We start from the raw sequence: 12,398 nt of genomic DNA, 5'->3' as shown, positions 1-12,398 counted from the left end.
CTTATAAATATTCTCAATCTACAAACTTAAACCGTAAACAAAATGAAACCGGAAGAATATAATTCAAAAGATTATTTACCACGCGGCCATTATCCCTGGCCTGATCTGATCAATCCACATGCAGAGCAGATGGGGAAAGATATGGATGGATGGATTGACAATGACTACACTTTCCTGACAGAAAAACAACGTACAACATACAAAAAAATGAGGCTGCACATGTGCACAGCCCGTATGTGGCCGGACTTAACCTATGAACAGACTATCCCATGCAACAGGTTTATGCTCCAATACGTTGCTCTTGATGATCAGGTGGAACATTCGTCCCTGGAGGAAATCCAACAGTTAAGGATTCGTTGTGTAGATATTCTTAAAGGGGCTCAGCCAAGGCCGGAAGAAAATGCCCTGTATCATCATATGGCATTAATTGGGGATGAGTTTCGTGCTTTGATGCCGGATATATGGGTTGAACGCTTTATTTACTATTTTTATCAGTCCTTCAGATATGGGATTGAGCTGGAATATCCTTATAAAATAGCACAGCGTCCGCCGTCACTCACACTTTTCAAAACAATTCGTGAATATTCTGTTCTTATGCGCCCCTATCTGATCTTGGGTGAGATTGAATCTGGTCTTGTTCTTCCTGAACATATTTTTGAGCATATTGTCGTTCAAAAAATGATATCTCATATGACCCTGGTTGTTGCATGGCAAAATGACATTCACTCTCTGCCAAAAGAAATGGCGAAGGGTACAGAGGTTTTTAACCTGGTTTTTGTATTGCAGCAGGAATATAACCTTTCACTGGAGGATGCTTGTTCAGAGGCATTTCGTATCCATAATGAAGAACTGGCAAAAGTACTTGCCTTACACGCTGAGTATCGCGAGTTCGGTGAGTATCAGGAACATGTAGACAAGTTCGTTTATTATGCAGGAGTTGGACTTCAGGGAGTGAATTCTTTTTATCTGGAAACTGAAAGATACCGGCATGGAGGCGTGGGTTTTGCCTGGCCGGAAATTAGTAATGCTATGAAAACCATTTAGCGGTTGTCAGAATTATATTATAATGCCAATCAAACGGATAGGAAAAAGATTCTCCTTAACAAAAGAGAACAATAAAACATGGCATCAATAGGAGATGACATTCTTATCCCACACAGAATCTTTGTACAAAAATAGCTGCAATGCAATACTTTTGGAGCAGTATAAAAAACAGCAAAGATGTAAGTTTTTGCTGTTTTTATATTTTTTTGAAAAATATGCTTTTTCAAGATGACTGACCATTAAAATGGAAAACCCAACTGCAGGAGTGATCATAATATTTTTAAAATCTTATCTTCGTATTTAATATACTTGATCATATGAAAAAAATAATATTCCTAATCTCAGCCGCGTTTGTGCTAAACTCTTGCGTTGTAAGAACTGCTGCAAAGGTAGTGACAGGAGCTGCAACCATAGGCTACAAAGCTGTAAAAGGAACCGTAAATGGCATCAGCTGGGCGGTAAGCAAAGCTAAAGGAAAAATAGATGGAGACCGTCTGGACGGAACCTGGAAAATAGTAGGCGTTTATAAAGGTTCCTTTGAAGACTTTTCAAAAGACCAGAATCCGGAGAGCACATTTACTTCAGATTGTACGGATAGTTATGATCAGATCATTTTCAAGGCTAAAAAATCTAAATTCAAACCGGTACACTGCAGTTCTGATGAAGAAGACTGGGTGAAATATTCTATGGAATTCGGGAAAAATCCTCTGACCAAAGAAAAAGAAAATTATATAGAGTATAATTCCAATAATTACATTTCTGTGATTGATGTCAATAATAAGACAATGGTATTGGAAGGAAACCTGATGCCTAAACTTGCTTTTTCAGGGACTAAATTATATCTCCTGGAAAAAGTAAAATAGAGGTTCAGAGTATAAATCCGGGACCTGGCTTTTTTAATTCAATACTTTTTAGGATAGTATCGATTACTATACCCAATTAGGCATTCCCATCTGTTGTATTTTCCTCTTGTATGCTCTTATCATCTTATGAAGAAGGAAGCTGTAGCTTATTACAGTTCTGTTGGGAAATGTTGTAGAATATTATCCCTATCTTAACCCCGGACAAAACGAATACAATAATACGATGAAGCTTAAAATATATATCCTTTCCCTTTTGATGATTGCTTTCTGTGCAAAGGCACAAATCAGTATTAAACAAAGTGATCTGCAGGATTTCAGTATCGGGAAGGAAATGGAAAAGCATGAGCCGCAGCACATCCTGTATAAGGACGGAAAGAAACTGGCTCCCGGCAAATACATCATGCTCATGGATGAAGAAGGGGAAAATGATAAAACGGTTAAATCATTATTTGAAGTGAATGTTTCAGGCAATATTGACGGTGAAATGAACTTTGAAATTCCTGATAAGAATTTTGTAGTAAAGGCTCTATACAAAGACGGTGTTCTAATCAGAATCGACAAAAAACTGAACGGAACCCTTATAGAAACCAGTTACTTTGATCAGGATATCTTCTATGAAAAGCAGTTTGAAACGAATGGTGATTTTAAAAGTGAATCCAGAGCCAAGGATGGAACGCTTATTTATTCAAAAAGCATGAACCTTTCCGGCTGGGATGTTCAGGATGATATAAAAGGTACACGTACATTTTACTATGGCAAGACCAATAAAATAGAAAGCCGTACCAGCACTAAAAACCTTGAAAAAGATGCCACATGGATGGAAGAGAAATTTGATGAAAAAGGCACACTTATCAATAAGGAAATAAAATATGGAGAAGGCAAAAAGAAAATAATCAAAAAAGACAACAGTTACGAAATCATGATAGATACCAATAAAGGATATCAGATTTCAGAATACTCCGCTAAAGGAAAGTTGCTGAAAACCTATATGGCAGCCTATCCGACTATGTCAATACAATAATAACCTTTAATTATGTACACAATGATATGTAGAGCATAGTTGCTTTGATGGCAAATGCGATACTTTAACAAACATTGTAATGTACCCTCAATAAATTTTTGTTCTTTTGCAAAAAGTTTAATTTTAACATAATTGCATGTCGAAGTTCGATGAGATCCGGTTTTTTGATGACAGTGAAGTGAATGAAGCCTTACTTGGAATAGCCCGTGATCCGATGATGAATGCACTGATGAGTTTTACTTTTCCTGATACAGATAAGAAAATCTGGAGGGAACAGTTTAAGAATATCCACTCTGTAAGTGATTTTCAGCACAATTTTATTGCTTATACCATTCGCCAGATCCTTGTGAAAAGTTCTGAAGGGCTTACAACTTCTGGATTTGATAAGCTGGATAAACAGACACCATACCTTTTCATTTCGAACCACAGGGATATCGTTTTAGATACCTCACTGATCAATCTGGTGCTTTTAGAGAAAGGCCTTATCATGACAGCTTCAGCGATCGGCGACAATCTTGTTCAGAAAACTTTTTTACATGACCTGGCCAAACTGAACCGTAATTTTTTAGTTCAGAGAGGATTGCCGCTTCGTGAACAGCTGAAGAGCTCCCAGATTATGTCTGAATATATTAAGGAACTTTTACATAAAGAAAACCGTTCCGTCTGGATTGCCCAGCGCGAAGGACGTACAAAAGACGGAAACGATGTCACCCAGCAAGGAGTCCTAAAAATGCTTGCCATGGCGGCAGAAGATATACCTTTGGCAGATTATTTTAAAACACTGAGAATTGTTCCCGTATCCATTTCCTACGAATACGATCCTACAGATTCCTTAAAAATGCCGCAGCTTCTGGCAAAGCACAGAGATGAGGAGTATATTAAAGGTAAAGATGAGGATTTTATGACCATGCTCAGCGGAGTTTTAGGTCAGAAAAAACGGATTCACCTGCATGCCGGCGATGTCCTTGATACTGAACTGGATGATATTTCGGCCAATTTTGAAAATAAAAACAAGCAGCTTCAGGCTATTGCTCAGATCATTGATGATTCAATCATTCAGAATTATAAGCTTTGGCCTACTAAATTTATAGCTTACGACCTGCTTCACAACACCGATACCTATGCTGATCAATATACAGAACAGGAAAAACAGCTGTTTGTACGGAGACTTGAAATGCGTATAGATCCTTCTGATGCCATTTCCAAAGACTATTTCCTGGCCATGTATGCGAACCCTTTGGTGAATAAAATCAAGTCTGAACAGAAACTTTCAGAATAATTTCTATAATAACGTTATAAAACCAGCCTTAATAAGATCAGTGAAGCCGGCTATTTCTCTGTTATTTTTAATATACAGGCATTATTTGTAATCCTTTGCATTAGTATTAAATATCCATACTTCCGGTTTCAGTCAAAAGATTAGATGCATTTTTAGTTTCTATAGTAAAATTAATAGTATTTTTATGCAATCATAATATCAGCTGCCATACATTATAGATGTATTCATTGTGATGCGAACCGCCAAAATTAATAACTCTATCATCATGAAACTATTTCAATACGACAATTTCCCACAAGTGACAGGCAGCAGAGTGTCATTACGACAGATTCTGGAAACAGATATTAAAGATCTTATTGAGATTTCGTTTTATGATGCTATCCGGGCAGAAACTGTTCAGCAGGCAGCGGAAATGCAGTCAAAGATTAATCAGGATTACCTGGACGGAAACTCTATTCATTGGGGCATCGTAGACAATGCAAACCACAATATTGTTGGTACCTGTGGGTATTACCGGGGGCTGGATAAAGGAGAAGGTGAACTGGGCTGTGTTTTATTGTCGCAATATTACGGCCAAGGATATATGACTGAAGGAATGTCGCTGGCCATTGATTTCGGACTGCATACATTAGGTCTTAAACGTATCTGGGCAGCAACAAGTCAACAAAACAGCCCTGCAATTAAACTGCTGGAACGGCTTAGCTTTGTAAAAACAGCAGATCTAAATGACGGTGAAATTGAATATGAGCTGCAGAAATAGAGGCTTAGAACGATCAATCAGTTATACCAATTAAGCAGATATTTAAGTTAATGAAACAAGAGTAAAAAATATTTTTTGTAAATTCAGTGTTGAGGCGGCAAGATAGTTGTAGTGAATTAACAACCACACAAATTAAAACATATGAATTTACAGTTAAACCAATGCCAAAAGGTTGAAAATCATCATGTTGACAGCTTTCGAACGGATGTCCTGGAAGGCTTAAAAACCACTCCCAAAAGATTATCTTCAAAATACTTTTACGATAAAACCGGAGACCGCATTTTCCAGGAAATCATGGCAATGCCTGAATATTACCTCACTCAGTGTGAGCTCGACATCTTCAAAAATAAAACAACCGATCTCGCACATCTTATCATTCCTGAAAACGAACCATTCGATTTGATCGAACTGGGGGCAGGTGATGCCATGAAATCTACATTTTTGCTGAAGCATCTCGTACAAAAAGGAATTAAATTCACCTATATGCCTATCGACATTTCAGGCAATATCCTTTCCATATTGAAAGAAAAGCTGAGCCGGGAGCTTCCGGACCTGGAGATACTGGCTTTAGAAGGAGAATATTTTGAAATGCTTCAGAAAACAGCCTCACTGTCCACAAGAAAGAAGGTTATCTTGTTTTTAGGAAGCAATATAGGCAATATGAATCCTGAAGAAGCTGAAAATTTTTGCCAAAGTTTAAACCAGAACCTGAATTCCGGTGATAGAGTATTGGTTGGTTTTGATCTCAAGAAAAACCCTCATACCATTTTAAATGCTTACAATGACCGGAAAGGTATTACAGCTGCATTTAATCTTAATCTGCTGACCCGTATCAACAGGGAACTTGATGCTGATTTTGACTTGAAACAATTCCAACATTATCAAACCTACGATCCCATAAGCGGATCCTGCAAAAGCTATCTCGTAAGCCTTCAAAAGCAGACCGTAAAAATAGGAATTGACAGCATTTCATTTGAAGAAAATGAACTCATTGACATGGAAATCTCTCAAAAATTTTCCGAAGAAAGAATTGAGGAATTAAGAGTGAAATCCGATTTTAAACGGGTAGGAGAGACCAAGGACTCGAAAAAATGGTTTGTAGATACCGTTTGGCAAGTAAAATAAAGAAAAATAAAACATGAATATCTACAGAAGCATATATTCTTTTAATCTGCAAGAGTAAAAATAAGAAGTATATTTATTTAACACTAAGTTATATAACCTACTAAAACTAAAGAACATGACACTGAATATAGCGACACCGGATTTAGTGAAAAAGTATACAGATATCCGAAAGCACTCCGAAGAAATCTGTGCTCCTTTGGAAATCGAGGATTATGTAGTGCAGCCCATCATAGATGCAAGCCCTCCGAAATGGCACCTTGGCCATACTACCTGGTTTTTTGAGACTTTTATTCTGATTCCCAATTTTCCTGATTATAAAGTTTTCGATGCGCAGTATAACTTTGTCTTTAACAGCTATTACGAAACTATCGGGGCAAGAGTAATCCGTACCGACCGTGGAAATCTCAGCCGCCCTTCCGTTTCGGATATCTTTAAATACCGGCAATATGTGGATGAGCATATGAAAATATTTCTTCAGAGTAGGTTTATGACTGAAACCGTTGAACCGCTTTTAGAATTGGGGCTTAATCATGAGCAGCAGCACCAGGAATTATTAATTACCGATATTAAATACATCTTAGGGCACAATCCGCTTTTTCCAGCCTATAAAAAAGAAATGATTTCAAAAAAAGAAAGCTATGGACACACTGAAATGCTAAAGTTTTCCGAAGGAATTTATGAAATTGGGTTCGAAGGAGAAGGTTTCTGTTTTGATAATGAACTGGGCAGGCATAAAGTCTATCTTAATGACTTTGAAATTGCAGATCAGTTGGTTACCAACAAAGAATATCTGCAGTTTATGGAAGCTGGGGGATATGCCGATTTCAGACACTGGCATGCTGAGGGATGGGATTGGGTAAAGCAGAGCAATACGAAATCTCCACTGTACTGGCATTTTATTGATGGAAAATGGATGAATTATACTCTAAATGGTTTGCAGGAAGTTGATCTTAATGAGGCAGTCTGCCACATCAATTTTTATGAAGCCTCTGCTTTTGCATCCTGGAAAGGAATGCGTCTGCCTACAGAAGCAGAGTGGGAAGTGGCATCTGGCAAATTTAATTGGGGAAACCGCTGGGAATGGACCAATTCTGCCTATTTGCCTTATCCCGGCTTCAAAAAAGAAGCAGGAGCTGTAGGAGAATATAACGGGAAATTCATGGTCAATCAAATGGTTTTGCGTGGTGCTTCTGAGGCTACACCTGCCGGACACAGCAGGAATACCTATCGCAATTTCTTTCAGACCAACCTGAAATGGCAGTTTACAGGAATCAGACTTGCTCAATAATTTTTGCCGATGATTACAGTTGAATCAGTTTCAAAGAATTTTAACGGAAGACTTGCAGTGGACCATATTTCTTTTCAGGCTCATGATCAGGAAATCTTAGTCCTTTTGGGAACGAGCGGTTGTGGAAAAACGACCACTCTTAAAATGATCAACCGGCTTGTAGAAGCGGATTCAGGAAATATTTTGGTCAACGGTAAAAATATCCGTGATCAGAAACCTGAAGAATTGCGGATGGGAATCGGTTTTGTGATGCAGCATTCCGGGCTGTTTCCTCATTACACCATCAAACAGAATATTGCTGTAGTTCCGGAATTGCTGAAATGGGACAGGAAAAAAACAGAAAACCGGACCCATGAACTGCTCAGCAAACTTCATCTTTCAGAAGATGTACTTTCTCGGTTTCCCAATGAACTGAGCGGGGGACAGCAGCAGAGAGTAGGAATTGCAAGAGCCCTGATCGCGAATACACCCGTTTTACTGATGGATGAGCCTTTCGGAGCACTGGACAATATTACTAAGGCTGATATTCATTCAGAATTTAAATCCCTGGAAGAGCTTAAAAACAAAACCATCATACTGGTTACCCACGATGTCCAGGAAGCTTTTGAACTGGGACAACGCATATGCCTGATGGATAAAGGAAAAATTATCCAGACAGGAACCCCTAAAGAAATGCTTTATCATCCTCAAAACAATTTTGTTAATGAGTTTTTTGCCGAAAACAGGCTTTTGCTTGAATATAAAATTACAGTTTTGAAGGATCTTACTAATTCAGAAAGCCTGTACAGTGAATTTGGCTTTACTGAAAATACCAATGTCTGGAATGCTTTGCAAAAATTAAGCTCGGATCACAGAAATATGGAGTATTATGAAGGCCTGATCAGAGCATTCAATGAATATAGGAAATTACAGATCATATGACGCAGCAAGGTCTTTGGCAGTTTATCATAGAACAGCAGGAAAAACTACTGACCCAGGTTGTGCAACATCTGGGGCTTACATTTCTGTCATTAATTTTGGCTATTGTTGTTGGGGTACCTTTAGGAATATTGATTGCCCGAAAAAGAAGATTTTCCAGTCCTGTGCTTGGTTTTGCCGGTATTTTGCAGACTATTCCGAGTATTGCCCTGTTGGGCTTTATGATTCCAGTTTTTGGAATCGGGGTCAGGCCGGCGATCGTTGCATTGCTAATTTATGCTCTTTTACCCATCATTCGCAACACTTATACAGGAATTACAGAAGTAAACCCTACTGTTGTAGAGACGGCAAAAGCAATGGGGATGAACAGGAGACAGCTCCTTTTTAAAGTGGAACTTCCTCTGGCCATGCCTATTATTATTGCCGGAATCCGAACGGCGGCGGTGATCAATGTCGGAGTAGCTACATTGGCATCGTTTGTGGCAGCGGGTGGTTTGGGTGAATTTATTTTTGGAGGAATCTCACTGAATAATACCAATATGATCCTGGCAGGTGCTATTCCCTCGGCTTTGTTGGCTGTTTTGCTCGATCAAACCATTGCTATTGTACAGAAGTCCGGTTATCGCCTGTTTCAGAAGTTGAAATATATAATTCCTGCTGTCCTTATTGTTGTTGGGGCAGCTTATCTGTTTACCTCCGTGTCAAAGAATAAAATCAAGGCAGGTTTTACCCCTGAATTTATGGGAAGACAGGATGGTGATCTTGGTTTACGTTCGGTGTACGGCCTTGATGTGAATCCTGCTGTCGTAAACGATGCCATTATGTACAAGGCAGCGTACGAAAAGGAGCTGGATCTCATTAGCGGATATTCTACCGATGGAAGGATCAAAGCTTTTGATCTGTATGTTCTGAATGATGATAAAAAAATATTTCCACCCTATTTTGCAGCACCAATTATTAAAACAAAAACACTGAAGAAATTTCCTGAGCTGGAAGAAACCCTTGATCTTCTGGCCGGTAAATTCAATGATTCAATAATGACCGATCTGAATTATAAATCTGATTACCTTAACCAGACTCCGGAAAAAATAGCAAAGGATTTTTTAATTAAAAATAATTTATATAAAAATTCCAGAAAAGGAAATGCGGGGACGGTACGGATTGGGTCAAAGATTTTTGGCGAGCAGTATATCCTCACAGAAATGTATAAAATGCTTATTGAAGGCTATACGGACTATAAAGTGGAAACGAAAACAGGGCTGGGTGGCACCAAGATCTGTTTTGATGCCTTAATGAATGATGGGATTGATTTTTATCCTGAATATACGGGGACCGGACTGTTGGTGCTTTTAAAGCCTTCAGATCAAACCCTTAAGAATGTCACTCAGAGTCCTGATAAAACATACAGCTATGTCAGTTCGGAGTTTCAAAAACAGTACGGTATTCAATGGCTTAAACCTCTTGGATTTAATAATTCCTATGCCTTGATGATGCGCAGAAAGCAGTCTCAGGACCTTCAAATAAAGAATATATCAGATCTTAAAAAATATTTCAAAGACAGATAAAATGAAATCTGATCTTTCCTTTAAAATTATAAATATTTGATTTATAATTAATAAAAAAAACCTAACACTTGTTAGTCGTACTACTACTACACTTTCTCAGATAAATCATAAAATGTCCTTTTTATAGCGCAACTACTTCTATATTTGGTGAAATAGAATAACATCAGATCACAAAATATTAACCATTAATTTACAAATCATGGCAGAAAGAAATTCAAGAGGAATCTTAAAATTTAATGGTGGAGAAGGGCAGAAACTGCTAAAACTTCACTACAGTGTATCACGTTCTACGGACGTATCAGGAAGAGTGGCATCAGATCCTTCTAATGCTCTCATCAAAATCACAGTGGAAGCTACAGAAAAATCAGATATTCTGGAAAGTCTTCTGAACGGAAAATACAAGCCTACAAGCGGTGAAGTAACATTCAACAAATCTCACGAAGAAGGAACATTGACTACCTTGAAATGGGAGAACGGATATGTAATCCAGCACGAAGTAGATTTCAATGCAGTAGATGAAAACAGTATGTACATCAGCTTCATCGTAAGTGCAGAGCAGATTGACTTAGGGAATTCTTCTTACAAAGCAGAATGGCCTACTGCTTAGGAATATAACTTCCTTAAGCTTAAAAATCAGACAGAATGGTTACCTATAAAGTTAGGATACCATTCTGTTTTTTCTTTGTTCACAATATAATTTTAATAGGAGTTGCCTCCTGATTTTCCTGTTAAATCAGAACTGTAAATCAGGCCATTTACTTGAAACAGCATCGATTGGAGATACTAAACCCAGTCCACTTGAAGCGGCAGATCCAAAGAGTACACCAATCATTGTAGAGTCATCCGTCTTAAAAACGGCGGCTCCCGAATCGCCCGGCCTTGAAAAATAACCACCATCGCCCCTGATGGTGATTACATTATGGGCAACGGTTTCTGTTCCGTCAAATTTTTTAACTTTTAAAGACTCAGTAATGCTTTTGACTTCACCTGTTGTAATTTCAGTAGTGATCCCGCTTTTCATAACCTCTTCACCGATTAGAGCAGCACTGATCTCTGCAAATCCTGAAATGATATTTCCTACTCCATATACTTTTCCAATATCAGCATTTCTGAAATATCCTTTCCTTGCAATAGCACAGTCCAGCCATGCATCTATAGTGTCTGAATCTCTTTCAAAAAAGACATTTTCACGGTAATAATCTTTTAGTGAAGCGCAGTCATGGCAATAGTTTAAAGTTGTTTGCCACTTAGATTGCTGGCATACATCAGAGTCAAGTTTTGTAGTAGTGCCCGCCAGCACATGGGCACAGGTGATCATATAAGGATTTTTATCCCCTTTTTTATTAATCATCACTCCCAGTGTACCGTTGCCTGCAATTTCTTTTCCTCCCTGCATCAGCTCACCGTTTGCGGAAATACTGATTCCTCCGATCAGTGGATCTGTTTTTTCGTTTCTGGTCGCATCTGCCACAGCATCCGGTGCAGCCAGGTTATTGTCTTGGATTTCAAACTCCACAACATCTGTAGGACAGCCCAAAAGGACAGCCGGAATTGGATTGCTCACTTTGGCTAAAGGCAGTTTCTTTTTTACCCCAAAAGTATAGCTAAGACTTGGGATCAGTTTATCATTCACTGTTTTTAAAGAGACACCTAAAGAAGTGATCTCGGGTCTTTTAAAATATTCTTCAACGAGTTCAGGGAGTTTTCTGGCCATTTCATCGTGCAGAGCCAGTTCTTCTTTACTTAGTTTCATGATCTGGTGGTTTTATTGGATTGATAAATAGGATAGGTAATAATTATTGTATTAAAATTCGGAACGGCATTACCGTTCCGAACTCTAATCATCTCAATAAACTGACTGTTAGTTCAGTTTAATGGTTCCCGCAGAAGGTGCTCCGCCACCAGAAGGGGGAGGTCCACCTGCAGAAGCCTGATCAGCCAGCATGCGGTATTGCGCAGTTCCTTTTTCAGTCTTGATCGTTCCTGAAACCGTATACAGATACAGATCACCCGAAACGGCAAAGTCATTGGCCGAATTATTCACGTAAAAGTCAATATTTACAGTAGACATCTGCTTTGCCTTTTCAAGAAAAGCATCCATTAATGTGGTGATCTGAGCTTCCGTAAGCCCTTTGGACTTCATAGATTGTTTTGTTTTTTCATAAGAAGCAGAAGCTCCGCCGCCGCCGAAGAACCACGTCCAAACGGATAAGTTGGCACTTGCCGATGTTTTTTCATACTCTTTAACTTCTTCTTTGTAGCTGGCACTCAGCATGCTCATCGCCAGGTCATTCAGATTTTTCACATCCTGGCTGGACATGGCAGATACCTGAAGAGAAGCTGTGATCCTTCCCTGAGTGAATGGCGGTACAGTATAGGAAAGCCCTGTAAGCTGTCCTTCCCCCGCTACTTCGATAGAATAAGACTCTTTGGATTCTCCTCCTGCTTTTGAGGTTGAAATAACGCGTTCGAACGGATCTTTGAAACCCACTTCGGTCTGTGTAATTTGAATAGTTTCCATTGTTTTGTTTTTTA

General features: G+C 38.8%; 12 protein-coding genes. 10 read left to right on the top strand and 2 right to left on the bottom strand.

Annotated features, from left to right (window positions below):
- Positions 1–42 precede the first annotated feature (42 nt).
- The 10 genes from J2T03_RS19995 to tssD all read left to right on the top strand — a co-directional run bounded on the left by J2T03_RS19995 (position 43) and on the right by tssD (position 10,470).
- Positions 43–1,044 (top strand): terpene synthase family protein, encoded by a 1,002-nt coding sequence (locus J2T03_RS19995; protein ID WP_306846403.1) that lies wholly within the window; start codon positions 43–45, stop codon positions 1,042–1,044.
- 317 nt (positions 1,045–1,361) lie between these two features.
- The gene (locus J2T03_RS19990) at positions 1,362–1,907 is read left to right on the top strand and encodes a hypothetical protein (RefSeq protein WP_306846401.1); all 546 of its coding nucleotides are present in this window, start codon (positions 1,362–1,364) and stop codon (positions 1,905–1,907) included.
- 223 nt (positions 1,908–2,130) lie between these two features.
- Positions 2,131–2,928, top strand: a complete 798-nt coding sequence (locus J2T03_RS19985) for a hypothetical protein (protein WP_307221208.1) — start codon at positions 2,131–2,133, stop codon at positions 2,926–2,928.
- 136 nt (positions 2,929–3,064) lie between these two features.
- The gene (locus J2T03_RS19980; RefSeq protein WP_307221205.1) at positions 3,065–4,207 is read left to right on the top strand and encodes a 1-acyl-sn-glycerol-3-phosphate acyltransferase; all 1,143 of its coding nucleotides are present in this window, start codon (positions 3,065–3,067) and stop codon (positions 4,205–4,207) included.
- A gap of 265 nt (positions 4,208–4,472) precedes the next feature.
- A complete protein-coding gene (locus J2T03_RS19975) occupies positions 4,473–4,967 on the top strand; it encodes a GNAT family N-acetyltransferase (RefSeq protein ID WP_307221202.1) in 495 nt (164 codons plus the stop codon).
- A 141-nt stretch (positions 4,968–5,108) separates the two neighbouring features.
- A complete protein-coding gene (egtD, locus tag J2T03_RS19970) occupies positions 5,109–6,092 on the top strand; it encodes an L-histidine N(alpha)-methyltransferase (protein WP_307221200.1) in 984 nt (327 codons plus the stop codon).
- Between the two features lie 115 nt (positions 6,093–6,207).
- The gene (egtB, locus tag J2T03_RS19965; protein ID WP_307221198.1) at positions 6,208–7,380 is read left to right on the top strand and encodes an ergothioneine biosynthesis protein EgtB; all 1,173 of its coding nucleotides are present in this window, start codon (positions 6,208–6,210) and stop codon (positions 7,378–7,380) included.
- A 9-nt stretch (positions 7,381–7,389) separates the two neighbouring features.
- The gene (locus tag J2T03_RS19960; RefSeq protein WP_307221195.1) at positions 7,390–8,301 is read left to right on the top strand and encodes an ABC transporter ATP-binding protein; all 912 of its coding nucleotides are present in this window, start codon (positions 7,390–7,392) and stop codon (positions 8,299–8,301) included.
- Positions 8,298–9,863 carry an ABC transporter permease/substrate-binding protein gene (locus J2T03_RS19955; RefSeq protein ID WP_307221192.1) on the top strand — a complete coding sequence of 522 codons (1,566 nt, stop codon included), beginning with the start codon at positions 8,298–8,300 and terminating at the stop codon, positions 9,861–9,863. The genes J2T03_RS19960 and J2T03_RS19955 overlap by 4 nt, the downstream gene beginning before the upstream one ends.
- A gap of 199 nt (positions 9,864–10,062) precedes the next feature.
- The gene (gene tssD / locus J2T03_RS19950; RefSeq protein WP_116011228.1) at positions 10,063–10,470 is read left to right on the top strand and encodes a type VI secretion system tube protein TssD; all 408 of its coding nucleotides are present in this window, start codon (positions 10,063–10,065) and stop codon (positions 10,468–10,470) included.
- A 126-nt stretch (positions 10,471–10,596) separates the two neighbouring features.
- Here tssD and J2T03_RS19945 read toward each other — a convergent pair whose 3' ends face one another.
- Positions 10,597–11,616 (bottom strand): hypothetical protein, encoded by a 1,020-nt coding sequence (locus tag J2T03_RS19945; RefSeq protein WP_307221190.1) that lies wholly within the window; start codon positions 11,614–11,616, stop codon positions 10,597–10,599.
- A gap of 108 nt (positions 11,617–11,724) precedes the next feature.
- Positions 11,725–12,384 carry a hypothetical protein gene (locus J2T03_RS19940; RefSeq protein WP_306846382.1) on the bottom strand — a complete coding sequence of 220 codons (660 nt, stop codon included), beginning with the start codon at positions 12,382–12,384 and terminating at the stop codon, positions 11,725–11,727.
- Positions 12,385–12,398: the final 14 nt, after the last annotated feature.

The sequence above is a fragment of the Chryseobacterium lathyri genome, from assembly GCF_030812195.1.
Lineage (GTDB): Bacteria > Bacteroidota > Bacteroidia > Flavobacteriales > Weeksellaceae > Chryseobacterium > Chryseobacterium lathyri_A.
Note: the sequence above shows the minus strand (reverse complement) of the source record. Positions and strands in the feature narration are given on the sequence as shown.